Below are 23,422 nucleotides of genomic sequence, written 5' to 3'. Positions count from 1 at the left end.
ACGGAATCATGAAAGCCATCGTCTACCGCGACAACGGCGGCCCCGACGTTCTCCGGCTCGTCGACCGCGACCTGCCCGTGCCCGGCCCCGGCGAGGTCCGCGTCCGGGTAGCCGTGTCCGGGATCAACCCGACCGACCTGCAGGCCCGCTCCGGCGCCGGCCACCCCAAGCACTTCTCCGAGGTCACCCCGCACCTCGACGGCGCCGGCACAATCGACGCCGTCGGTGCGGGAGTCGACCAGAGCCGGGTCGGCCAGCGGGTCTGGCTGTTCATGGCCGCCGCCGGGCGGCCGACCGGCACCGCCGCCGAGTTCACCGTCGTGCCCGCCGAACAGGCCGTGCCGCTGCCCGATGAGGTCAGCTTCGACGTCGGCGCCGCACTCGGAGTCCCCGCGCTGACCGCGCACCGCGCGCTCACCGTCGCCGAGGACGGGCCGCGTCGGCTGCGCCCCGGGACACTCGACGGGAAGGTGGTGCTCGCCGCAGGCGGGGCCGGAGCGGTCGGGCACGCCGTGATCCAGCTCGCCCGCTGGGCCGGCGCGACCGTGATCAGCACGATCAGCAGCCCGGAGAAAGCCCGGCTGGCCACCGCCGCCGGCGCCCACCACGTGATCAACTACCGCGAGGGCGACCCGGCCGCCGAGATCCGCAGGATCGCCCCGGACGGCGTCGACATCGTCGCCGAAGTGGCGCTCGGCGCAAACATCGCACTGGACCTGGCCGTACTGCGAGCGCGCGGCACGATCGCTACCTACGCCAACGACGGCGGCAAGCCGGTCGAACTGGACGTGACGCGCCATCTGGTGCTCAACACACGCCTCCAGTTCCTGGTGCTCTACACGGCCGGTCCGCAGGCACGCGCCGCGGCCGCCGAGGACATCGCCGCCGCAGTACGCGACGGCGCCCTGCCGGTCGGCGAGGAACACGGCCTGCCACTGACCCGCTTTCCGCTCCACCGCACCGCCGACGCGCACCGAGCGGTCGAGAGCGGCACAGTCGGCAAGGTCCTGGTGGACATCACGTCCTGACGCCACAGTACGCCCCACCTCGCCGTGACGGCAGATCCCGCCCCGGACCGGCGCCATCAGCCGGCGGCGCCCTCGGCAGCGTGAAGTGCGTCCAGGAGCGCAGTCTGCTGCTCGGTCAGCTTCCCTTCGGTGCGGGCCTTCGCCTGCTTGCGCAGCCACGCGCCGGGCCGGAAGGACACGTCGTCGCCCAGGCCGGTGCGGTTGACCGGGCCGGCGACGGTGCCGCCGGCGGCGAGGTAGCCGAGCATCCGGCGGTAGGAGCGGTTCCAGTCGGAGTCCAGGCACCACAACGGGTCCATGGCGGTGAGCTCGGCGTCCAGGCCGCGGTCGAGCTCATCGGCCTACACAGGTCCGGGTGATTACGCCGCTGCCACGCTCTGTGAGCGCTGGAGAGAGCCGCGCCAGTCCTCTGTTTCAGGCCGTCTGCCTGGCCAGCCTGTGCAGGCTTCGTGCGGTAGGTGATCCGGGGTCGGCCGTGATCAGGACGACTTCCTGATCGTCCTCGGGTATGAGCAGGACGTCGCAGTTCAACCGCAGTGTGCCGGTCTGGGGGTGGTGGAGGGTCTTGGTGCGGTGGCCGGGGGCGTGGATGGGGCGCGTTGCCCAGATCTGCCGGAACTCCTTGCTGCTGGCGTGCAGTTCGGCCAGCAGGGTGGTCAACTGCGGGTCGTGCGGGTAGCGGTCGGCGGCCCGGCGTAGCCGTGCCACCACGATGCGTCCGAACTCCTCGGTGCTGGAGCTCTCATGCATCGGGCCCTGTCCCAGGAAGCGGCGCCGGGCGAGGTTCGTGGTCCCGTCTGCGGGGTCGTCGCCGAGCAGTGTCTGGGCCAGGGGGTTCCAGGCGATGACGCCATAAGCGGCATCGGTGACGATGGCAGCGGTCTGCGGCAGCCGGTCCAGCATCCGGGCCACGTGCGGGCGTACCTGTCGCACAGCGCTGGTGGCGGGCGGCGCGCTCGATCCCGCCAGGCGGAATAGGTGGATGCGCTCGGCCTGGGTGAGCCGCAGTGCTTGGGCCAGCGCGTCCAGGATTCCGGGCGATGGCCGCGGTCCGCGGGCCTGCTCCAGCCGTGTGTAGTAGTCGACCGACATGTGGGCGAGCTCGGCCACCTCTTCGCGGCGCAGGCCCGGTGTACGGCGAGTGGTGCCCGTCTCGGTCAGGCCAACCTGGGGCGGACGCAGGCCCTCCCGGCGGTCCCGCAGGTAGTGGGCCAGCTCCTGCCGCGCAATCCCGCCTCCTCCCACTGCCTGGTACAGGCTGTCCCTGGCAGGGGTACCACCAACCAGGGAACCGTAGTTGCCATGAACGATCGCACAGCACTGGTCACCGGCGCCAACAAGGGCATCGGCAAGCACATCGCCCGGCTGCTCGCCGCGCAGGGCTTCACCGTGTACGTGGGCTCCCGCGACGCAGGCCGCGGGCAGCGGGCCGTCGAGGAGATCGGCGCCGGCGCCCGCCCGCTGGTCCTCGACGTGACAGATCCGGACAGCATCGCGAAGGCCGCGGCCCAGCTGGACCACCTGGAGTACTGGTCAACAACGCTGGGGTCGCACTCTCCCTCGCCCCGCCCGCTGAAACCGGCGTCGAGGAGTTCCAGCGCACCTACGAGACCAACGTGTTCGGAACGGTCGCAGTGACCAACGCCTTCCTACCCGCCCTACGCCGGTCCCCGCACCCTCGCATCGTCAACATCTCCAGCGGCACGGCATCGCTGACCTGGAGCCAGAACCCCAACCCCCAGTTCACCCCGGGAAGCGGTCGCGCCGCCGCCTACCGGTCCTCCAAGGCCGCCCTCAACGCCCTCACTGTCTTCTACGCCCAAACGCTGGCCGAGGAAGGCTTCAAGGTCAACGCGCTCGCCCCCGGCGCGCGGGCCACTGATCTCACCCCCGGCGCCGCCGCTGCCGGCGGCGACCCGGCCGAGGCCGCCCACGGTGCCCTACACCTGGCCCTGCTGCCGGACGACGGCCCAACCGGTGGCTTCTTCTCCTGGGACGCAACGCCCGTACCCTGGTGATCAGTCATGGCCGCTGTCGGGGGCGGTCGTCCCAGCGGTGGGTGGTCCAGGCTCGTCGGATCAGGCTACGAACGGTGATGATCGTGTCGGCGAGGTCGAAGAAGGCGTTGATCACGGCGGTGCGGCGCTCGTAGCAGCGGGCGAGGCGGTGGAAGGCGTTCTGCCAGGCGTGTGTGCGCTCGACATGCCCACCGCCGGCTCGCTTGGATCGGTGCCTTCTCGCCCTTGTGCGCGATGCGGCCGTGCAGGTTGCGGGCGGCGAGTTCGGTGCGGGTCTTGTCCGAGTCGTAGCCGGCGTCCAAGTGCACCGTGACGTCGTCGGGCAGCGGCCCGAGCTCGTCCAGCAGGTCCAGCGTCGGCGCGAGAAGTGGCGAGTCGTGGCGGTTCGCCCCGGCCAGGACACGGCCCAGCGGAATTCCGTAACCGTCCGTCATGCCCGAACGTTTCAGGCCCTGTTTGCCGCGGTCGACCGGTGAGCGCCCGGCGACCGCGCCGCCGCCGGGGGCCTTGGTGATGGAACCGTCGATGGCGATCTGGTCGAGCACGAGCCCGACGATCCGGTCGTAGGACTCCAGGGCGATCTGCTTGAGCTGGGCGAACAAGCCGATCCGGATCCACTCGTCGCGGCGGTTGCGGATGGTGGTCGCCGAGCAGGTCGTGTCGGCGATCGCCTGGTAGGAGCAGCCGAACCGCAGGAGCTGCAGCAGCTTGTCGAACACGATCCGGTCGCTGACGCGGCGCCGGTGGCAACCCAGCGGGTGGGACGGATCGACCGCCGGCCTCTCGGGCAGCAGGACGACGAATTGGTCCCAGAGCGGGTCAGTCAGCCATGATGGCAGCACGGGCACAGGTTCCCCAGTGATCACAGAGCGTCGCACCTCCGTGATCACCGGAGCCTGTGCCCGCTTCGCTGCCGGGGGTTCCCAACACCGCCTATCTGCGCGAGCTCTGAACCACAGGTCGATCCCGTTGTCCCGGACGCCAGCGAGGCGGTCGGACTCGATCAGCGTGCCGTCCAGGATCACGCGTGTCATGCCCTCGCGTTGGCAGCGGGCGAGGACTTCGTGCAGGTCGGGGGCCTGGTCGGAGAGGACGTCGATGCCTTCGTGCAAGTAGCGGTAGCCGGTGGCCTGGGAGACGCCCGCGTCACGGGCCAGGCAGTGCACGCAGCCGCGCTCGCGGAACCAGCGCAGTACCAGCACCGCTGCCGGAACGGCCCGAGCGCGCGAGAGCCCTTCGGCGTGCCGATCCGCCGCCGGTGGGCGGACAGCAGCCGGGCGAGGAACTCGACGGCGTGGCGCGGGACGTCGAGCGTGGCAACATAGGTGACCAACGTGAGGCCTCTGGTTCAGCGGACATGATCTTGTGGTGAGACCTGTCCTACCAGGGGCTTCACGGGTGTTCCTGGCCGGGGGCGCCACGCGGCGAGGTCCGCTCAGAGCGCGATGAGACCCGCGGCCGTCGGCTTGAACCCGCAGGCGTCGAAATAGAACGACCGCAGATCGTCCTCGAAGTCGACGTGTAGCCATGCGCATCCGGCTTGCCGGGCTTGCCGGGTGGCCTCCGCGATGAGTTCGGCTCCGGTCCCCGAGCGGCGGTAGCTCTCTGCGACCACAGTGTCCAGAACGAACGCATGCACACCGCCGTCCCACACGACGTTGACAAAGCCGATGAGGTTGCCGTCATGCCGTGCACAGACCCAGCCGAGGCTGTGGCGTTGCACCCGGGTCAGCCAGTCGGCTTGCAGGGCCTGATAGTTGAAACCCTCTGCATGCAGCTCATTGACGGCTGCGTTGTCGAAGTCTCCCCGCCACTCATACGTGATCGTCATGGCGCGAGCGTAGACCGCCGCCTTGCCCGATCCTCCTCCGCATACAAGATCGGCGGTGATCATCGCTAAGACAAACCTCACTGGAGAGCCGGATGACCGGGAAACCGTCATGTCCGGCTCGGCGGGAGGCCGCGCGGAACTGGACCTGCCACGGCAGGCACCTCACCGCGCGGCCGACCCATCTTCCTGGCTGACCGGCTACCGCCGCCTGTCACCCCGCTACAAGCGGCATCCCCGCAACTACCTGGCCTTTCTCGGCCTCGCCGCGACGCTCTGCTGCTACAAACGCCTCATCAAACTGACTATGTAGGACACGGTGTTAATAGCACTCAAGAAGGCGTCGGCGGACCGTGGTTGAAGGCGGCGCCGTGGTGGCACGTACCGTCGTTCTGCTTGCGGCTGTGTCAGCTGGCTCGCAGAAGAAGCACCGCGATGTCGTCGGTGTGCCGGCCCGTGGGCCAGGTGTGGTGGACCAGGCCGTCGATCAGGCCCTCCAGGTCAGTGTCGTCCGTGCCGGCCAGATGTCCGACTAGGCTGGCGGTGACTTGTGTGGTGTCGGTACCCGCGACCTCCACGAGACCATCGGTGTACAAGGCCAGGGTCGCGTCCGCGGGTAGGGAGACCATGGTGACGGGGTAGTGGGCGAGGGCGTCGATGCCCAGCAGCGGCCCGGGCTCGATGTCGTCCAGGACCCGGGCGTGATGGCGGGCTAGGCGCAGCAACGGGGGGACGTGTCCGGCGCTGGCGAGGGCGATTTCGCGGGCAGCCAGGTCGAGGTGAGCGTAGAGGCAGGAGACAAGCAGGTCGGAGTCGAGTTCGGCCAGGAGCCGGTTGGTGCGGGCCAGGACCTGGTCCGGCGTTGCTCCGGCGGTGACGTGGGCGTGGATGGCGGTGCGTACTTGGCCCATGAGTGCGGCTGCGGCGATGCTGTGGCCCTCGACGTCGCCGATGACCGCGACGGCGCTGGTGTCGTCGAGCCGCAGCAGATCGTAGAAGTCGCCGCCGACCTCGATGCCGTGGCTCGCCGGCAGGTAGCGGGCGGCGATGTCGAGGCCGGCCACGGCGGGTAGAGCGCGCGGCAGAAGTGCCTTCTGGAGGCCGTGAGCGAGGTGCTGCTGGGCGTCGTACATGCGGGCGCGGTCGAGTGCCTGGGCGATCAGACCCGCCAGAGCGGTCAGGACGGCCCGTTCATCGGCCGTGAAGGTGTGAGGTCGGTTGTAGGACAGGACGCAGCAGCCCACCGCTCTTCCTCTGATGGTCAGCGGGAGGATGGCCCAGGCCTGTTTGCCGCTGATCTGGGGCGCCTCGGGGTGGCGTGCGGCCATCTCGGCCGGGCTGGAGAAGAAGGCGGGGGTGCCGCTGGCCAGGACCTGGCCGGCCGGTGTGAGATCGGTGTGCAGGGGCAGCCCGTCGATGCGTGCGATGGCATCGGCCGGGTAGCCGTGAAAGCCGATTACCTTCAGACGGCCGGCCTCGGCAGCCCACAGCGTCAGGCCCTGGGCGCCGAAGGCGGGCAGGATCTCCCGGGCGACCAGATCGACGAGATCGCGCACGCTCACGGTTTCGGTGAGCGCGGCGGACAGATGGGTCAGCTGGTACATCCGGCCGGTCCGCGCCACCGGGGCCCGGTGCACGGTTGCTTCCCGCGGGCCAGGCGGGGTCTGTTCCGCGTGTGAGGTGATGCGAACGCTGATGCCGCTAACGTCCGGATAGAACCGGAACTTCAGCCGGTGATCCGGCGGACGCACGGCAGTGAAGGACAGCGGAGCCCGGCTGATGACCGCAGTGCGGTACCGGTCCTCGTACACGGGGTCGTCGAGCCAGGGCAGCGCCTGCCAGGGCCGGGTCCCGAGCAGCTGGTCCGCACTGCGCCCGAGCAGGCGGGCGGCAGTGGTGGTGATGTAGGTGATCCGGCCCTCCAGGTCGAGGGACAGAGCGCCCTCGGGGAGGCGTTCGAGGTATTCGGCGGCGGCCAGTCCTGGCAGAACGGGCCGAACCGGAGCGTTGGCAGGGACGACGTGCGGCCGGTCCGGCAGGGTCGGCGGGTGAGGTGCGTCGTCCAGGAGACGGGCCAAGCGGCGGGCACTGGAGGTGATGTAGCCGCGTTCACGGGGCGTGGCCTCACGTGGGACATCAGCGGGCCACATCAGCACGATCCCGCCCCAGCAGCGGCGCACCCCGGTCAGCGGGATCGCGGCGAACGCGATCCGATAAGGCAGAACGGCGGCGGTGCGTGGGTAGCGGTGGGCCAAGTCGTCCTGACAGCCGACCCAGACGAACCTGTCCTCACGGATCGCGTCGGTGAGCGGCAGGGAAGCGGTGAGCGACACACGGTGCCATGGGGCAGTAAATTCGAGGGGCAGGCCGCACAGCGCCACCAGACGCATCGCCGGTTCCTCCTCCTCGATCAGGTAGAGGACACCCGTGGAAGCGCCGGTGTGGCGAACGATGTCGGCCAACCCCACATCGAGCGCGTCGTCGAGTGACTTGTGACAGGCCGGTGGGCCAGAGATCCCGGACATGACGTCCTCCGGTCCGGTGTCGTGGCGGTTGAGGCCCCGCCGGACGAGGCACGAGCACGATCGTCGCACCTCGTGGAGCAACAGCTGCCCACACGGTACGCCCTGTAGGAGGAATGGGTACAGAGTGGACATGGGTGGTCGGCAGATTGCGGAGTGTCTGGGGCAACTGCCCCGTCACGGTCGGTGACAGCCTGGGAGTGGCCGGTGGTCGGCGGCCGGCCACTGGCCGGCTGGCGCGAGGAACCGAGTGCGCCCCGCGAGTATCACCGTCTCGCCGGACGCCCAGCCGGGCCAGGTCCTCGACGCGGCACGGAAAAACTGACCAGTCACACCGCCGCCCGGAGCAGGTGTCCCTCGGTCAACGCGTCCAGCAGCAGTGAGGTGGCCTCTCCGCTGACGCCGTGGAGTCCCAGCAACACCGGATCGTCGCCGGTGATCGCACGTACCCGCGCGGCCACGTCCGGATGATCGGCAAGCACGATGTCAGCGCCCAGTTCCTCGATCTCGGTGACCAGCTTCTCTCGGCGGACGATGTTGATCGTGCGAAGTCCGCGCTCCTTGGCGAAAGCGATGACGGAACGGCTGACCCCACTGTCCGCCGCGTTCTGCACCACCCACGAGCCAGCGGGCAGGTCACGCGACTCCACAAGGAGCGCTCCGGTGATGGGATTAATGGTGAGCATCGCGGCCTGGTCGAGGCTGATGGACTTGTCGACGACCGTCAGCTTCGCGGCCTCCGCCAGGACCTTTTCGGACCAGGCGAAGGTGCCGAAGGGAAGCAGGACCGTGTCGCCGGGGCGGACGTCGGTGATGTCCGCACCCACGGCCAGGACCGTGCCGACACGGGAACCTCTGCCGGGACGGGCGCATCCCGATCACTGCCTCGAGACGTTCCTGCTGGCCTCCTGGGACGAACACCTGCGCCGGCACGGCGGCCGGCTCCCACCAGGCAGCCGAGGAGGGGACGTGGGCCGGGCCTGGCGCGGCATTTCGCGAGACCATGCCAGAAGCCGCCGTAGTGGGTCCTGGGCGCATGTTGTACAGACCCGATGGGCTGTTGCTGTGCGTACCACGCCACGACGAGTCCGCGACGCGTGCCGTTCGAGCAGCCGAGGCCGTCTCTCGGTGCGCATGCGCGGGCCAACCGCACTCGGGCCCCCGATGAGCGCGCTGACTCTTCCAGCGCCTCTGTCTCGCCGGGCTGCGGCGGGCCACTGGGGTGATACGCGGTGGCAAAGGCACCCCGTGGCGGCGCGGGTCCGGGGAAGTGGCCACGACTCCTCGTTCAATCGCGGCAGAGAACCGAATCGCCGCGCAGAAGTGGGCTCCAGGGCGCGGACCTGCGAGCCGTGCCCGCTGCGTTTGAGGGAGATTGCCATGAGCGGTACGACGACCTTGCCGACACCGTCTGGTCCCTACCTGGACGCAGGGATGCTGCCCGCCGACTTCTACGCCCATGAGGAACTGCTGTCGGAGAAGGAACGGGGGAAGATCGCAACCCTGCGCGATTTCCTGCGCACGCAGGCCGCTCCGCTCGTCGACGACTACTGGGGCCGGGCCGAGTTCCCCTTCCAGCTGGTGGAGGGCTTCGGGAAGCTGGGCTTGATGGAATGGGCCGACCCCGACTCCCCAGAATCCAAGCCGAGCAACCTCTTCTCGGGCTTCACCGCGCTGGAGCTCGCACACTTCGACGCGTCCTTGGCGACGTTCTTCGGCGTGCACACGGGGCTGGCCATGGGCACCATCCTCGCCTGCGGCTCCGACGAACAGAAGCGGCGATGGCTGCCGGCAATGAGCCGCTTCGAGAAGATCGGCGCCTTCGGGCTGACCGAGCCGCACGGCGGATCCGACGTGGCGGGCGGCCTGCGGACGATCGCGCGACGTGACGGCGACGGATGGATTCTCGACGGAGCCAAGCGATGGATCGGCAACGCGACGTTCGCCGATCTGGTCGTCATCTGGGCTCGCGATGTCGAGACGCAGCATGTGCTGGGATTCGTCGTGGAGAAGGACACCCCGGGGTTCACCGCGTCGAAGATCGAGAACAAGATGGCGCTGCGGATCGTGCAGAACGCCGACATCGTGCTCGACGGCTGCCGCGTCCCGGAGTCCAACCGGCTCCAGAATGCGAAGTCCTTCAAGGACACGGCCAAGATCCTGCGTCAGACGCGCAGCGGCGTGGCGTGGCAGGCGGTGGGAGTGATGTTCGGCGCCTACGAGATCGCCCTGAGTTACGCGAAACAGCGCGAGCAGTTCGGGCGTCCCATCGGAGGCTTCCAGCTCGTGCAGGACCTGCTGGTGAAGATGCTTGGCAACGCCACGGCCGCGTGCGGGATGGTGACGCGACTGGCCCAGTTGCAGGACGCCGGGGTCTACCGGGACGAGCAGTCCGCGCTGGCGAAGGCCCACTGCACCGTGCGGATGCGCGAGAACGTCGGGTGGGCGCGGGAGCTGATGGCCGGAAACGGGATCGTACTCGACTACAAGATCGGCCGCTTCGTCGCCGACGCGGAGGCCATTTATTCGTACGAAGGCACACGGGAGATCCAGACCCTCATCGTCGGACGTGCCGTGACCGGCGGCCTGAGCGCCTTCGTGAGGTGACGACCATGACAACCGATTCCGTCTTCACCGACTTGAGGGTCCTCGATGCGTCGAGCTTCATCGCGGGACCGGCCGCGGCCACCGTGCTGTCCGACTTCGGAGCGGACGTCATCAAGATCGAGCCGCCGGGGAAGGGAGACCCCCAGCGGCGGCTCAGCTCCGTGCCGCCCAGCCCCCGGGCCGAGTCGAACTACAGCTGGCACCTCGCCAACCGCAACAAGCGCGGCATGGTGCTCAACCTGAAGTCACCGGCGGCCACCGAGGTTCTCAAGCGGCTCGTCCAGTGGGCCGACGTGGTGATCACCAATTTCCCGCACGGCACGCGCGAGAAGCTGCACCTCGGCTACGAAGAGGTCTCGGGTTGGAACTCGAGAGTCGTCTACGCCGACATCACGGGCTTCGGGGACGCCGGTCCCGACGCCGGACTGCCGGGCTTCGACCTGACCGCCGCTTGGTCGCGCAGTGGGCTGCTGGCCTCCACCCGGGACGCGGGAGCGCCGCCGACGGTGCCGGTCTGGGGCAGCGGCGACTACATGTCGGCGATCGTGATCTACGCCGCGATCGTGACCGCCCTGTACCGGCGGGAACGGACAGGACAAGGGGCCAGTGTCGGGACGTCGCTGCTCGCCTCAGGCGTGTGGGCCACGGGAACACTCGTGGCTGGCGCGCTTGCCGGCGGCACGCCGTTCGAGCTGCATGATCGGAAGGCACCGGCGAATCCGCTGATCAACCCCTACCGCACCGCGGACGACGAGTGGTTCATGCTCGTCGCCTCGCCCCCGCATTGGCCGGGACTCACGCGGGCCATCGGGCATCCCGAGCTCCTTGAGGACCCCCGTTTCGCCGGCATCGAGGGCTTCGTCAAGAACTCCGCCGCGCTGACGGAACTGCTCGACGCCGAGTTCCGCTCACGGTCGTTCGCCCACTGGAAGGACGCCCTGACCCGGGAACGCGTCACCTACAGCCTCATCCAGACACCGGAGGAGGCAGCGCAGGACCCACAACTGCGCGCGAACGACATCGTCGTGCCGCTGGCCGGGGTCAGCGGGCTGGAGTACACCATCAACAGCCCGGTCACTGTGCGAGGCGTCGAGAAGGTCCCGGCGAAGCGGGCCCCGGACCTGGGTGAGCACAACGACGGAATCCTCGCTGAGCTGGGATTCGGCCCTGCCGACATCGCCGAACTGCGCGCCCAGGGAGCGATTCCCGGCCCGACGCAAGCGTAGGCGCCGCGATGAGCACGGCGTCCGAAGCGGCCGCCATGGTGCTGCACGAGCGCCGCGGCGGAGTGCTGACCCTCACCATCAACCGCCCGGCGCAGAAGAACGCCGTCGACCAGGAGGTCGCGGTACAACTCGCGGCGGCCGTGGATCTGCTCGACGCGGACCTCACGGGCGCGGGCGGGGTGTTCAGCGTCGGCATGGACCTGAAAGCCTTCACGAAGGGGGAGCTGCCGGTCCTCCCCGGCCGAGGATTCGGGGGGTTCACCCGCACGGCGTTGCGCAAGCCGCTGATCGCCGCGGTCGAGGGCTGGGCGCTCGGCGGAGGCTTCGAGATGGTACTCGCCTGCGATCTCATCGTCGCCGCGGAGGACGCCCGGTTTAGGCTTCCCGAGACCACCCGCGGTCTCGTGGCGGCAGAGGGCGGACATTCCTGCTGCCGACGGCCCGCACGAAAGCCCGGTTCAGCAAGTGGTCACCGCGCCGCGTAGGCGCCGCCGTTGACGTGGATCACCTGGCCGGTCAGGTGGCCGGAATCGGGCCGGCAGAGGAAGAAGATCGCCTCTGCGATCTCGTTCGGGGTGCCGGGCCGCCGGTTGAACGCGGCGGACACCCGTGCCGCGACCCATTCCTCGGACACCGTGCCGGCGAAGAACTCGGTGTCCAGGGTGACCCCCGGTGCCACGACGTTGGCAGTGATCCTGCGGGAACCCAGTGTCCTCGCGATCTCGACGTTCCACGCCTCCAGGGCAGCCTTGGCCGCGCCGTACGAACCGGATCCCTGCTTGGCAGCCACCGACCCGACGGTGACTATGCGTGCTCCGTCCGCCAACCTCGGCTTGAGCGCCTCGGTGACTAGGACCGTGGTGAGCACGTTGGCCTCGAAGTTGGCCCGCCACGCGTCGGCCACGCCGGCAAGGTCGCCTGCGGCGACGGTCGGACGGCGACGGTCGGTGTTGCCGCCGGCGTTGTTGACCAACACGTCGATGGTGGCCGGCATCTGGTCGAGCGCCGTCTGAACGGCGGCCGGGTCGGAGGCGTCGAACGCGGTGTGGGTCACCCCCAACCGCTTGGCGGTGGTGGCCAGCACGTTACTACGTCGGCCTGTGATCGTGACGTCGTGCCCGGTCCTGGCGAACAGTTCTGCGGTGGCGGCGCCGATGCCCGTCCCGCCACCGGTGATGACGACGCTGCGTTTCATCGAAGAGGTCATGGGCCAGAAGTCTCGACTTCATATATTCGAGGAGTCAATAGATTTTCGAACATCTAAAGTCTCTTCGAAGTTGTGTATCCTGCCGTCCATGTCAACCAGCGCGAAGACCCGCACGGACGAGGTGCACGCTCGGCTGCGGGCCGACATCCTCGGCGGGCGCTTCGCGCCGGGCGAGCGGCTCAAGTTCACGCCGCTGTGTCAGGCCTACGACGCAAGCGTCGGGCTGATCCGGGAGGTGCTCAGCCGGCTGGCCGAGCAGGGACTGGTGCTGGCCAACCCGCAGGCTGGTTTCCAGGTCACGCCGATCTCCGTCGACGACCTGCTCGATCTGACCCGGACGCGGACGGACATCGAGTGCCTGGCCTTGCGGCGTGGCATGGAGCGGGGCGACATGGCCTGGCGTAGCCAGCTCGTTGCGACCCATTTCATCCTTGCCGACACGCCTCGCCGCGACGCGTCCGCTCCAACCCGCGTCACCCCGGCATGGGAAGCCGCCCACGCGAACTTCCACGACGCCCTGGTCTCCGGGAGTGGCAGCCCTCGGCTCTACGCGATCGCGACGGCACTGCGGGACAGCGCCTGCCTCTACCGCCGCTGGTCGGAAGCGATCGACCCGTCCGACGCCGCGCGCGATCCGGCCCAGGAGCACGCCACCATCTTTCAGCACGCGATCGACGGCGACGCCGACGCCGCCGTTGCCGCGCTGGCTGCGCACATCGAGTTGACCACCACGTTGATCGTGGCCTCGCGCGCCCCGTCGTGAGCCGGAGTGCGGGGTTCCGGGTGGTCTTCCTGGCTAACACCCCAGTGCCGTTTGGTGATCAGGATGTCGCTGTCCTTGGCCAGGCCGTCGGCCAGCTCGGCGAACTCAGGACCAGGGCGGTCTTGTCGTCGAAGAGGGTGAGGCTCATGGGTGTGCCCTTGCCATATACGAGAGAGCGTTGGTGGCGCCCGCTCCGTCGCGGAGGCGGTGGCGCCGTGTGCTGCCCGGGCTCAGTGATCGCCCAGGCGCCGCAGCAGGGTGGCGGCCTCGGCGACGGTGCGCTGCTCGGCCGGGTTCAGCCGTTCGGCGATCATCAACGCCAGCACATCACTGCGGGTGGTGTCCCGCTCGGCGAGCAGGTCACGGCCCCGCTCGGACAGGACGATCAGGATCTGCCGCCCGTCCGTCGGGTGCGGGTACCGTTCAACTAGGCTCGCCTCAACCAGGGGCTTGAGCGTGGCCAACACCGACTGCGGCCGCACCAACTCTGCCCTGGCCAGATCGGCCGGAGTGCTGGGACCGGCACTGCGGACCCGCTTGAGCAGCGAGGACTGCACGGTGTGAGCTGGCTGCCCGGATCGCCGTCGGCCTCTTCCACGCTCATAACGCGTAGCAGGTGATGCATGGCCGAACGCAGCTCGTGGGCCGCCTCCGTGAGCGCATGATGCGAGAGCGGTTCGGGCTCGGACTCGGAACAGCGCATGAAGCAACCACAAGACTTCGAGAGGAAAGCTTGCAAGCTTGGCTGTCGAAATCGGGGGTGCGTGACTATCGGAGGGCGGCAGGTATCTGCTGCGCACGCAAGGGATCCAGAACGAGGTTGCAGGCGTGCGTGTCGAACGGGAGTCCGATTGGCTGGCCGTGGCGTTCCTTGACTCACCGGTTCGGAAACGGCGCATCGCCGCCCCGGTGCTTGGGAGGTGCCCCGGCCGGTGACTGGAGCCTGAGTGTTGACGAGACCATGGTCCGCTCTGTTGGCAGGACTGCGCCGTGATGGGTGGGGAGGCCGATCACCTCACCACATTGAACTCTCCTCCGCTCAACCGGCCTTCGGCGGAGATGGCGCATCGGCCTGTGACGACTGGCCGGGAACGGTCATCGAGATGGATGTTGATGACGCTGGGACGGGCCATGGACTCGCCCTGTGCGATGGCCAGTCGCTTGGAGACGCTGAGCAGGCCGAGGTGGTCCAGGTACGCGCACAGCGGCCCGGCGGCGCTTCCAGTGGCTGGGTCCTCGTCGAGCCCGGAGCCGGGGTTGAAGAATCGTGCCGACACGCTGGTCACGGGGCGTTCGTCTCCGATGGACACCGCGTAGAGACCCTGTGCCTGGCACGTGCGTGTCACCCGGACCAACGCGGCCTTCTCGGGCGCACATCGTGCCAGCGCCGCGGTGTCGTTGATCGCGACAAGGAGATGACTGGCGCCGGTGTCGACACTCCGTGGGGTCAGCGAGAGGTCGAGATCCTCAAGGCTCAGCCGCAGCGCGTCGACTACAGCTGCCGGCTCCGCCAGCCGGCCGATGCGTGCCGGCTCCTGCACCATCCCGAGCGTGTCTTCGAGGACGAGGACGTCCGACTGCCGGTCGCCGATCTGCTGCGAGATACGGCCACCGTCGTCCGGTCGTGTCACACGGCCGGTCTCGAAGAGCCACCACCACGCTCCCAACGCGTTGTGGCCGGCACCGAAGACCTCGGTCCCGCCTGCGGTGAAGGAACGCAGCCGGGCCGCCGCATTCCGGCCCGCAGCGGCTTTCGGACGCAGGACGAACGTGGTCTCGGCCTGGTTGAACTCACGCGCCACCTTTTGCATCCATGCGACGGGCGGGTCGTCGTCGAGGTGGCTCACGTCGACGACGGCCAACGGGTTGCCGGTCAGTGGCGTGTCGGCGAAGACGTCGACCAGGGCGAACGACACGTAGTCGTCCGGGGTCCGGTGTTCCGACATGGGGCGGCTCCCTCAGTTCTCCGTATCTGCTGTCTTTCCGATCTTGTGACATACCCGTCAAGTGGGAGTCCCCGATGCCGCAGTGTTCCGCGACGCCGACCGGATGGTTCAACTCCGTCGCCCTGGCGTGTGACTGCCTGGCCCACCGGTTCGCAAACGCTGCCGACAACTGGTCCCGGCAGCCGTGCTGCCCGACGCGCATGACGGACGCGAATTGGGCGGCCATCCGGCTGCTGCTGCCCGTGCCGGGCAGGATGCGCGGTCGGGGTGGCTGTCCGGAGACGTCGGTGGTTGGGATCGCGGCGCTGCGGGTCGCCGCGGCAGTCCAGCTGAGATCGGCCACCGTCGTGCAGCGCGGCCAGGCGGACGTCCGGCGGGCGCGAGTGAGCGGCCCCGGCACAGGGCGTGCCCGAGGCGGTCGCCGATCGCTGCGATCGTCCACTATTTCGCGGTGAGGCCCGGTTCGTCCAGCTCTGGCCAGCCAAGCGGCGCGGTGAGAGGGACGCCGGAGCGCCCTGACATCGTAGGGGGCAACCGGTGTCTGGGCGTTGCGTTGCACGTCCTTCTCGTGGGCATGCTCGACGAAACCGACCATGGCCGGCCCCCATGGCCGCCATGGGGGCCGCCGTGAGCGGCAGGTGCACCAGCATCCACAGCACGGTGCTCGCGCGGGTGGCCTTCGGCAGCCGGTGGCCGGTGAAGTCGAAGTATGTCCACCAGGCGCCGAAGCCGACAACCACGGCGATCAGCCCGACGGCGAGGGTGAGCGCGCTGGTGTGCTCGTGGGCCAGTCCGTCGACCACTCCTGTGACGGTCTCGCCCAGCATGATGATGAACAGCCCGAACCGTTCGGTGAGCGCGTCGGTCACGCTGAGCGTGACCGACCGTTCCGGGAAGGCCCACCCCAGCATCACAGCAAGCCACGCCAGGTACGCGACCGCCAGCAGACCCCACGTCAGCATGCGGAGACCCGCAGGCAGGGCGGCGCTCGCGGCCAGGACGACCGCGCACACGGCCGTCCCGGTCACGAACACCCTGCTGGGACGGCGGAATTCGGCGCTGTTACCGCGTCCGGCGAGTAGACACAGCACCGCCAGCACCGCGAACAACACCCCCGCGTCCACGGCAGACGCGACTCCTCGGGCGCCGCCCGCCTCGGGGATGAATGTACCCAGTGGGACCAGTAGCGGGATCTGCAGCAGGAACATGCTCGGGCCGCGGGCATCCTCGTGCCCGTGCAGTTCGTGGTGGAGGCTGCCGTTGAACCAGCCGTTGTCCACCAGCTCGAACCACCGCGAACTCACCCAGCCCGCGCCAGGTCAGATGCCCGGCCAAGCGGTGGGCGGCCTGGGCGACCAGTACCACCACGACGAGGTCGTAGAACAGTTCGGGTGGGCCGACCACCCGCTCGCGCGGCTGCTCACCATGGGCACGCGGCGGGCGCCACAACTGGCTGCGCAGCCGGGTCCACTGCTCGTGTCGCGACGTCATGCCGGCAGCGTAGGTCGCTAGCGGGCGAGATCCTCGGACACGGCCCACAACCGGGCCGCGTTCTCCCGGTCCAGGGCGTAGGGCGCTACACCGGCGACCGCACCGGCCCGCTCGGCGACTGGCTCGGCCTCGGCACAGTCCTCGAAATAGCGGCCGGTGATGCCCTCCACCGTCGGCGAGGCTGCCAGCAGCACCGAAGTCGCGGCGCCCTGCTCCACCGTCTTCTGCGGCGGCAGCGCGATGGCGCCCGAGGCGATGAAGTCTGCCACCTGCTGCATGTCCATGTGCCGGGCCAGGGAGGTGTCGCCGATGTTGCCCGGCATCAGCGCATTGGCGGTGATGCCGTCGTCGGCCCATCGTTCCGCGGCACCGACGGCGAACAGGATGTTGGCGGTCTTCGACTGACCGTAGGAGGTCCAGGGGTCGTAGGGGCGGAAGCGGTAGTCCAGGTCGTCGAAGACCACCGGTGAGAAGAGGTGGCCGATGGAACTCACCGAGACGATCCGAGCGCCGCCCGCCGCCGCGAGAGCCGGGCGGAGGCCGACGGCGAGGGCGAAGTGCCCCAGGTGGTTGACGGCGAACTGGGTTTCCCTGCCGTCAGGGGTGTGGGTGAGTTCCGGCAGGGCCATCACCCCGGCATTGCCCACAAGGATGTGCAGCGGTCCCGTCCAGGCGGACACGAACGCCGCGACCGTCGAGCGGTCGGCCAGGTCGAGTCGCCCCACGGTCAACTTCCCCGATTTCGGGGGAAGTTCGGCCTCCAGGCGTGCCACCACGCGCGCTCCCGCGTCAGTGTCACGCACTGCCAAGGTGACGTCGGCTCCTGCCGCTGCGAGCGTCCGAGCTGTCTCCACGCCGATTCCGGAACTGGCTCCGGTCACCACGGCCCGGCGGCCGTGAAGGTCGGCGCCGTCGATCACGTCGGCGGCGGTTGTGCTTGCCCCGAACGTGGGGGGTGTCTGAGGCACTGACATGAGTCGAGTCTCCTGATCTGAGAACACCGAGGGCCTCAACGCGTGCGGCATGGTTGCCGATTGCGTTCGGCGGCCTCGGCAATGGGGGTCGGTCGAAAGGCGATGCCGGACCGCCGGGACGGGGTCTGGCCGGGTCACCGGGAAGACGGAGAACGGCCGATGGGAGTCCACGCTGATCCGGGACCGTATGGCCGGCTGGTGGCACGGGAGCTGCTTAAGACGTGGGGGCCTGGCGCTCTGTATCGGGGGCCAGGGGGGCGTGGCCTCGCAATGAATCTTGTGACGGGCCGGTCGGCTGTCAGCCGTTGAGCGTTCCCATCAGCTCGGGTGCGTAGCGGTCGCCGGTGACGACGCCGTGCGGGGCGACGGCCTCGATCGCAGCGATGTCGTCGGACGTCAGAGTCACCTCGGTCGCGGCGACGTTTTCCTTGAGGTAGCGGCGGCGCTTGGTGCCGGGGATGGCCACGGCGCCCTGGTGCTGGACCCAGGCGAGCGCCAGCTGCGAAGGCGTGACGTTCTTGTCGGACGCGATGCGGCGGACCTCGCGGACGACGTCCAGGTTGCGGGCGAAGTTCTCGCCCTGGAACCGGGGGTCGGTACGGCGCCAGTCGTCCTCGGCGAAGTCGTCGGGGCTGGTGATCGCGCCGGAGAGGAAGCCGCGTCCCAGCGGGGAGTAGGCGACCAGGCCGATCCCCAGCTCCCGCAGCGTGTCGCGTAGCCCGTCCTGTTCAATGCCGCGCTCGAAGAGTGAGTACTCGGTCTGGACGGCGGTGAGCGGGTGCACGGCGTGTGCCCGCCGGATGGTCTGCGCCGAGGCTTCGCACAGCCCGATGTGCCGCACCTTGCCCTCGGCGACCAGCTCGGCCAGGGCGCCGACGGTTTCCTCGATCGGCACCTTGGGGTCGATGCGGTGCAGGTAGTAAAGGTCGATGTGGTCAGTGCCCAGGTGCCGCAGCGAGCGTTCGAGAGCCCGCCGGACGTACTCGGGCCTTCCGTTGAGGCCGAGCATGCTGCCGTCGTCGGTGATCTCCGCGCCGGTCTTGGTGGCGACCACCGCGGCATCCCGCCGCCCCGCCAGCGCCTTGCCGAGCAGCTGCTCATTGATGAAGGGGCCGTAGCTCTCGGCGGTGTCCAGCAGGGTGACACCGAGTTCCAGCGCGCGGTCGATGGTGGCCAGCGACTCGGTCTCATCGGTGGCGCCGTAGAAGGCGCTCATGCCCATGCAGCCGAGGCCTTGCGCGCCGACGATCAGACTCTGGCTGCCCAGTGCGCGGTGTTCCATGAGGGTTCCCGTTCTATCGACAGAGGTAACTAACTGGATAGATACACGACCGTAGACCTGTGATCCGCGCGTGTCAATAACTAGATAGTTACTTGCTAGTGTGGCGGGCATGTCACGGGACTCCAGCGCCACAAAGGCCCGGCTGCTCGACGCCGCCTTCACCGAATTCGCCGCGTACGGCATCGCCGGTGCCCGAGTGGACCGCATCGCCGAGACCGCGGGGGTGAACAAGCGGCTGATCTACGTCTATTTCGGTAACAAGGAGCAGCTGTTCGACGAGGTCTTGCGGCGTGCGCTGACCGCGGGTGCCGAGTCTGTGCCGTTCAACGTCGAGGACCTGCCCGGATACGCCGGCGCCATCTTCGACCACCTCGTCGCCCGGCCGGATCTGATGCGCCTGCGACTATGGAAACTGCTGGAGCGCCCCACCGCCACCGGACCCGAGGCCGAGGCCTTCGGTCACAAAACGGCCGAAGTGGCCGACGCGCAGCAGCGTGGTGACCTCGCCCGGGAGATGGAGCCTGCCGATCTCCTGACCATGGTTCTCGCCGCCGCCCAGGCATGGTTCTGGGCCGCCGAGGGCGTCGACCCCAAGGAGGCCGGCCAGTCCTGGTCGGCACAGCGGCTGGCCCTGCACCGCGCGGCGGTCGTTGAGGCCGCCCGCCGTATCAGCGAACCCAGGACCGTTGGTGAGTAGCAACGGGAGGCAAACGTGCCCGAAGCTGCCGGTCACGGTCCGCTACCGCGCCTGAGTGTGCTCGCGTCGCGCTGTGGTGTCGGTGCCGTCCCACTGGTAGCGATCGGTGCCGGGCAGGCCCAGGAACTGCAGGACGCGTTCGACGAACTCGTCCCGCAGTTGCGCGAGTGTCTCCGGCACGTTGTAGTACGTCGGGATCATCGGGTACACGGTGGCTCCCGCCTCCGTGACAGCGACCATGTTGCGCAGGTGGATGAGGTTCAGCGGTGCTTCGCGGAGACAGAGGACGAGTTTGCGCCGTTGCTTCAGCATCACGTCCGCGGCTCGCTCGATGAGGCTCTCGGTCTGGCCGTGAGCGATGCGTCCGAGTACGCCAGCGGCACACGGCAGGATGATCATGGCGTCGGTGGGGTAGCTGCCGCTGGTCACCGGTCCTGACATGTCGGCCGGATCGAGGAAGCGGACTTTCGTCGACGTGGCCTCCAGGGCCTGGACCACCGAGTCCGGATCTTCGCCGGTCTGGAATTCGAAAGCCACCAGCTTGCGCCCGTTGGCCGACACCAGAAGGTTGACGTGGCCGACCCGGTCGTCTCTCTGAAGTGAGGCGAGCAAGGCTTTGGCCACTCCGGTGCCGCCTGCTCCCGTGACAGCAACTGTCACATTCTGCTGGGTCACGTCTGTCCCCTTCCTGACGCATCGGGCTGGCGACCGCACCTTCTCGTGCCTGACGAATGGAGGTCTCGAGGCCGTCGTTGAGGACCGCTGTCCGCGTCGGTCCGACACGCACGCTGATCGGTACCTCGCGAGGTGAGCGCCAAATCCCATGGGTCACTCGGCCGGCGGCTTGTCGTGATGACTCATTCACCCGGGTGGTGGCAGCCGCCGGCCCCGAGCGGAGGGTCCCTCGAGGCCGACGGCCGAGCATGCCGGTCGGGAGACGGCCACCTGGTGGATACGTCCCGCGATCCGCGGCACCCAGGCGTCAGCGCGATGCGGCAGAGCCGGTGTCGCCTGCCGACTCGGATTCGGCGGCGAGGACCTTGGCGCGCACATCTGCCGGGAAGACGCCGTCGAACGTTGCGGGCGGTACGCGTCCGCTTCCCACCGCCGGGAGCAGGGCGTCGTGCACGACGATGGCTCCCCAGCCGTTGTGCAGTTCCTCCTCGGTGAAGCACGGGTACCACGGCATGATCGGTCCGTGCCACTGCTCCTGGCGGAGGGACGGGTGCACCCTGGTGGCCAGTGCCCAGAGCAGGTCCGAGTCGTTCGACGGATCCACGTCGTCGTCGAGGACGTAGACGACGGGGGAGAGCCGCCCCACCCGGGTGCCGTTCAGTACCTCGCCGATGCGGTGCACGAAGCGCGCGGTGTCCATCCCCGGCAGCGAGTCGCGCCAGTTCTGCGGGACGGTGATCACCGTCCAGAAGCAGGCTGCACCGAGCGGGAGCCATGCCGTCGTGATCGGCAGTCCCGCCTTCCGCAGGACCGCGACGACCTCTGCGGAGATGCCGGCAGCCGGTGCGACGTGCGAGTCGTCGACAGGCCGGCCGGCGGCGGCCAGCGGCCAGATCGGGTCGTCCCGGTAGGTGATCGCCTCGATGCTGAAAAGCGGCTGCGGCGACGTCTCGGGCAGTGCCCAGCCGTGGAACTCCGCGAACGGACCCTCCACGGCGTCGCGGGTCGCGGACAGGTGTCCCTCGATGACGACCTCGGCGGAGGCCGGCACCTCCAGATCGTTCGTCTCGCACTTCACGACGTCGACCGGCTTGCCCAGCACCGCTCCGAGATACGCGCCCTCGTCGACCTCGGTCGGGACGGTCATTCCGCCGACGACGGCAATGCCCGGGTCGCCTCCCTGCACGAGGGCGTAGGGCATCGGCTCACCGATGGCCTCCCACTCGCGCCAGATCATGCCGAGGTGCTGGCTCGGCAGCACCAGTCCGGTCATGTGCTGGTCGTCGATCTTCATGATTCGGGAGATGGACCAGTTCGTCCATCGGCCGTCCGGCGTCCTGGCGATGATCACGCCCCAGGTGTTGACGTAGGGGCCGCCGTCGTCCTGGTGCACGCGTGGAATGGGGAACCGGTCGAGACGGGCTTCGTCACCCGTCAGGATGTTCTGCTTGCAGGGCGCCGAGTCGGCTGCCACCCGCCGAGGTGGGAGCAGTTCCTTGGTGCCTGCTTCCCTGAGGTGTTCGACCAGTTCGGCTGCGGTCGTCGTGTGCGGCAGACCGAGAGAGAGGGAGACCCGCGCCAGCGGATGCCCGGGAATGCTCGACAGGGCACCCGGGGCGCCGATCATGCGGAACCCCTCGTCGACTCCGCTGAGGTGCTCGAAGAACGGGGCGGGCCTGCCGTTCTCGGTGGACCGACGAGTGATGGCCGACGCTTCCAGGTTCGGATCGATCACGCGTGAGATCCGTTGAATGTCCCCCAGCTCTTCGAGCTCGGAGATGTAGGACCGGAAGTCATTGATTTCAGACATCAGTTGGTTACGCCTTTCAGTTCGGAGGGGCGCGGCATTCCGTCCCAGCGCTGCGCCGAAGCCACCTGGATATCGAGTTGGTCCAGGACTCGGACAACGACATGCTCAACGAGCTCGTGAATGGTTTTCGGACGGCTGTAGAAGGCCGGCATCGGCGGCACGATCCTCGCTCCCATGCGCGAGAGCGCCAGCATGTTCTCGAGATGGATCTCGCTGAGCGGGGTCTCCCTCGGTACGAGCACCAAGGGGCGGCGCTCCTTCAGCGTGACGTCGGCAGCTCGGGGGATGAGACCGTCGGCATATCCGGTTCGGATTCCGGCGAGTGTCTTCATGCTGCACGGCGCGACAATCATTCCGTCCACGCGGAATGAACCTGATGAGATTGCCGCCCCTTGGTCGTTCCACGTATAGGTCACGTCGGCCAGGTCGGTGACTTCGCGGACCGACAGGTCGGTCTCCAGATGGATGGTCGCCCTGGCCCATTGGGACAGAACGAGATGAGTCTCCACATCCGGCTGCTCCCGCAGTCGGCGAAGCAGTTCGACACCGAAGACGGCGCCGGTCGCTCCGGTCATTCCCAAGATCACACGTCGGGACATGGGATTCACCTTCCGTACACGGTAAGTCCGTACACGGAACAATGTAGCTGCCGAAACTTCCGATTGCAAACAGTCCGTGTACCGACTGACCGTATACGGAGGTAGCCTGTACTTATGACGACCGGAGCGCGATACGACGGGACGCTGGAAGACGGCATGGCCCACCAGCTGCGACGCGCCTCGCAGGCGGTGAACGCCTCGTGGCAGCTGCGCAGCGGTGACCTCACGCCTCCGCAGTTCGCGGTGCTTCACGTCCTGGACGAGCGCGGAAGCCTCGACCAGAAGACGCTTGGCGCCCTCGCCGCGGTCGACCGGTCGACACTCACTCCCCTTCTCGACCGGCTCGTGGCCCGCGGCCTGATCACCAAGAGCACGGATCCCGGCAACCGCCGCCGGCAACTGGTCTCCCTGACTCCTGCCGGGCACGAACGAGCGGCTCTGGGCCGCCAGCAGGCACAGGAGACAAGCCGCTGGATCGAGGAGCTGCTCGGACCCGAGCGGCTCGCGACCCTGACCCTGCTGCTCAAGGAACTCGGAGACGCAGGCCGCGACCAGCAGCCGTAGTGAGGGAGTCAGGAAAGGGGCGTCGTGTCGTGCCGTCCCTGTCTCCGGGGCCGGGGCGCGGAGCCGATGGTTTCGTGGCGCCTGTTGTCGAGCTGTTCGTGACCCACGGCTCGGTCGGACTCGAGACTACCGGCGCGCCGGCCGCGGGTGACGCGGTCCGCTTCCCCGTGAGCGGTGGCCAGCGG

Annotated in this window: 20 protein-coding genes and 5 pseudogenes; 9 read left to right on the top strand and 16 right to left on the bottom strand. The window is 68.6% G+C overall.

Going from position 1 to position 23,422, the window contains the following annotated elements; genetic code table 11:
* Positions 1-8: 8 nt before the first annotated feature.
* Complete coding sequence (locus tag ACFC8N_RS42420) at positions 9-1,028, top strand: NADPH:quinone reductase (protein ID WP_376294968.1); 1,020 nt, start codon at positions 9-11, stop codon at positions 1,026-1,028.
* A 56-nt stretch (positions 1,029-1,084) separates the two neighbouring features.
* Here ACFC8N_RS42420 and ACFC8N_RS42415 read toward each other — a convergent pair whose 3' ends face one another.
* Both ACFC8N_RS42415 and ACFC8N_RS42410 read right to left on the bottom strand, forming a co-directional pair.
* On the bottom strand, positions 1,085-1,327 hold the full coding sequence (locus ACFC8N_RS42415) for a helicase associated domain-containing protein (RefSeq protein WP_376294966.1): 243 nt from the start codon (positions 1,325-1,327) through the stop codon (positions 1,085-1,087).
* A 115-nt stretch (positions 1,328-1,442) separates the two neighbouring features.
* The gene (locus ACFC8N_RS42410; protein WP_376294987.1) at positions 1,443-2,258 is read right to left on the bottom strand and encodes a helix-turn-helix transcriptional regulator; all 816 of its coding nucleotides are present in this window, start codon (positions 2,256-2,258) and stop codon (positions 1,443-1,445) included.
* Positions 2,259-2,330: 72 nt separating this feature from the next.
* On the opposite strand from ACFC8N_RS42410, the pseudogene ACFC8N_RS42405 reads away from it, so the two are divergent.
* Positions 2,331-3,046, top strand: a pseudogene (locus ACFC8N_RS42405) (SDR family oxidoreductase).
* 4 nt (positions 3,047-3,050) lie between these two features.
* Here the strand turns inward: ACFC8N_RS42405 and ACFC8N_RS42400 are convergent.
* A pseudogene (locus tag ACFC8N_RS42400) lies at positions 3,051-3,894 on the bottom strand (IS5 family transposase).
* Between the two features lie 587 nt (positions 3,895-4,481).
* Entirely contained in the window at positions 4,482-4,877 is a 396-nt protein-coding gene (locus ACFC8N_RS42395) for a GNAT family N-acetyltransferase (protein ID WP_376294965.1), read from the bottom strand.
* 184 nt (positions 4,878-5,061) lie between these two features.
* On the opposite strand from ACFC8N_RS42395, the pseudogene ACFC8N_RS42390 reads away from it, so the two are divergent.
* Positions 5,062-5,187: pseudogene (locus ACFC8N_RS42390) on the top strand (IS5/IS1182 family transposase); the annotation flags it as partial.
* A gap of 94 nt (positions 5,188-5,281) precedes the next feature.
* Here ACFC8N_RS42390 and ACFC8N_RS42385 read toward each other — a convergent pair.
* Together ACFC8N_RS42385 and ACFC8N_RS42380 are read right to left on the bottom strand one after the other, a co-directional pair.
* Positions 5,282-7,399, bottom strand: coding sequence for a SpoIIE family protein phosphatase (locus tag ACFC8N_RS42385; RefSeq protein WP_376294963.1), 2,118 nt, complete (start codon positions 7,397-7,399; stop codon positions 5,282-5,284).
* A gap of 326 nt (positions 7,400-7,725) precedes the next feature.
* Positions 7,726-8,223, bottom strand: a complete 498-nt coding sequence (locus tag ACFC8N_RS42380) for a hypothetical protein (RefSeq protein WP_376294962.1) — start codon at positions 8,221-8,223, stop codon at positions 7,726-7,728.
* 553 nt (positions 8,224-8,776) lie between these two features.
* Here ACFC8N_RS42380 and ACFC8N_RS42375 point away from each other — a divergent pair.
* The 3 genes and pseudogenes from ACFC8N_RS42375 to ACFC8N_RS42365 form a co-directional block, all read left to right on the top strand.
* Complete coding sequence (locus tag ACFC8N_RS42375) at positions 8,777-10,003, top strand: acyl-CoA dehydrogenase family protein (protein ID WP_376294986.1); 1,227 nt, start codon at positions 8,777-8,779, stop codon at positions 10,001-10,003.
* Between the two features lie 5 nt (positions 10,004-10,008).
* Positions 10,009-11,229, top strand: coding sequence for a CaiB/BaiF CoA transferase family protein (locus ACFC8N_RS42370; protein ID WP_376294961.1), 1,221 nt, complete (start codon positions 10,009-10,011; stop codon positions 11,227-11,229).
* Between the two features lie 8 nt (positions 11,230-11,237).
* Positions 11,238-11,684 (top strand): annotated as a pseudogene (locus ACFC8N_RS42365) (enoyl-CoA hydratase-related protein); the annotation flags it as partial.
* Positions 11,685-11,698: 14 nt separating this feature from the next.
* Here the strand turns inward: ACFC8N_RS42365 and ACFC8N_RS42360 are convergent.
* Positions 11,699-12,436: an SDR family NAD(P)-dependent oxidoreductase gene (locus tag ACFC8N_RS42360; RefSeq protein WP_376294960.1), complete on the bottom strand. Its 738-nt coding sequence runs from the start codon at positions 12,434-12,436 to the stop codon at positions 11,699-11,701.
* Between the two features lie 88 nt (positions 12,437-12,524).
* Here ACFC8N_RS42360 and ACFC8N_RS42355 point away from each other — a divergent pair, with 88 nt between their 5' ends.
* Positions 12,525-13,199 (top strand): GntR family transcriptional regulator, encoded by a 675-nt coding sequence (locus tag ACFC8N_RS42355; protein ID WP_376294959.1) that lies wholly within the window; start codon positions 12,525-12,527, stop codon positions 13,197-13,199.
* 230 nt (positions 13,200-13,429) lie between these two features.
* Here the strand turns inward: ACFC8N_RS42355 and ACFC8N_RS42350 are convergent, their stop codons facing one another.
* The 6 genes and pseudogenes from ACFC8N_RS42350 to ACFC8N_RS42325 form a co-directional block, all read right to left on the bottom strand.
* A complete protein-coding gene (locus ACFC8N_RS42350; protein ID WP_376294957.1) occupies positions 13,430-13,756 on the bottom strand; it encodes a MarR family winged helix-turn-helix transcriptional regulator in 327 nt (108 codons plus the stop codon).
* 453 nt (positions 13,757-14,209) lie between these two features.
* Positions 14,210-15,145: a PhzF family phenazine biosynthesis protein gene (locus tag ACFC8N_RS42345; RefSeq protein ID WP_376294956.1), complete on the bottom strand. Its 936-nt coding sequence runs from the start codon at positions 15,143-15,145 to the stop codon at positions 14,210-14,212.
* Positions 15,073-16,353 carry a low temperature requirement protein A gene (locus ACFC8N_RS42340; RefSeq protein WP_376294954.1) on the bottom strand — a complete coding sequence of 427 codons (1,281 nt, stop codon included), beginning with the start codon at positions 16,351-16,353 and terminating at the stop codon, positions 15,073-15,075. Before ACFC8N_RS42340 ends, ACFC8N_RS42345 begins: the two co-directional genes overlap by 73 nt.
* A gap of 133 nt (positions 16,354-16,486) precedes the next feature.
* A pseudogene (locus ACFC8N_RS42335) lies at positions 16,487-16,636 on the bottom strand (hypothetical protein); the annotation flags it as partial.
* 17 nt (positions 16,637-16,653) lie between these two features.
* Complete coding sequence (locus tag ACFC8N_RS42330; protein WP_376294953.1) at positions 16,654-17,610, bottom strand: SDR family NAD(P)-dependent oxidoreductase; 957 nt, start codon at positions 17,608-17,610, stop codon at positions 16,654-16,656.
* A 298-nt stretch (positions 17,611-17,908) separates the two neighbouring features.
* The gene (locus tag ACFC8N_RS42325; RefSeq protein ID WP_376294951.1) at positions 17,909-18,892 is read right to left on the bottom strand and encodes an aldo/keto reductase; all 984 of its coding nucleotides are present in this window, start codon (positions 18,890-18,892) and stop codon (positions 17,909-17,911) included.
* A gap of 109 nt (positions 18,893-19,001) precedes the next feature.
* Here ACFC8N_RS42325 and ACFC8N_RS42320 point away from each other — a divergent pair, with 109 nt between their 5' ends.
* The gene (locus ACFC8N_RS42320) at positions 19,002-19,589 is read left to right on the top strand and encodes a TetR family transcriptional regulator (protein WP_376294950.1); all 588 of its coding nucleotides are present in this window, start codon (positions 19,002-19,004) and stop codon (positions 19,587-19,589) included.
* Positions 19,590-19,631: 42 nt separating this feature from the next.
* Here ACFC8N_RS42320 and ACFC8N_RS42315 read toward each other — a convergent pair whose 3' ends face one another.
* The 3 genes from ACFC8N_RS42315 to ACFC8N_RS42305 all read right to left on the bottom strand — a co-directional run bounded on the left by ACFC8N_RS42315 (position 19,632) and on the right by ACFC8N_RS42305 (position 22,673).
* A complete protein-coding gene (locus ACFC8N_RS42315) occupies positions 19,632-20,264 on the bottom strand; it encodes a UbiX family flavin prenyltransferase (protein WP_351224914.1) in 633 nt (210 codons plus the stop codon).
* Between the two features lie 307 nt (positions 20,265-20,571).
* Positions 20,572-22,074, bottom strand: coding sequence for a UbiD family decarboxylase (locus tag ACFC8N_RS42310; RefSeq protein ID WP_356039656.1), 1,503 nt, complete (start codon positions 22,072-22,074; stop codon positions 20,572-20,574).
* A complete protein-coding gene (locus ACFC8N_RS42305) occupies positions 22,074-22,673 on the bottom strand; it encodes a non-oxidative hydroxyarylic acid decarboxylases subunit B (protein ID WP_376294947.1) in 600 nt (199 codons plus the stop codon). Before ACFC8N_RS42305 ends, ACFC8N_RS42310 begins: the two co-directional genes overlap by 1 nt.
* Before the next feature lie 114 nt (positions 22,674-22,787).
* On the opposite strand from ACFC8N_RS42305, the gene ACFC8N_RS42300 reads away from it, so the two are divergent.
* Positions 22,788-23,237: a MarR family winged helix-turn-helix transcriptional regulator gene (locus ACFC8N_RS42300; protein WP_067051826.1), complete on the top strand. Its 450-nt coding sequence runs from the start codon at positions 22,788-22,790 to the stop codon at positions 23,235-23,237.
* Positions 23,238-23,422: the final 185 nt, after the last annotated feature.

The organism is Streptomyces sp. NPDC055966 (genome assembly GCF_042269865.1).
GTDB lineage: Bacteria > Actinomycetota > Actinomycetes > Streptomycetales > Streptomycetaceae > Streptomyces.
The sequence above is the reverse complement of the archived record's forward strand: the minus strand, read 5'-3'. Positions and strand labels throughout refer to the sequence as shown.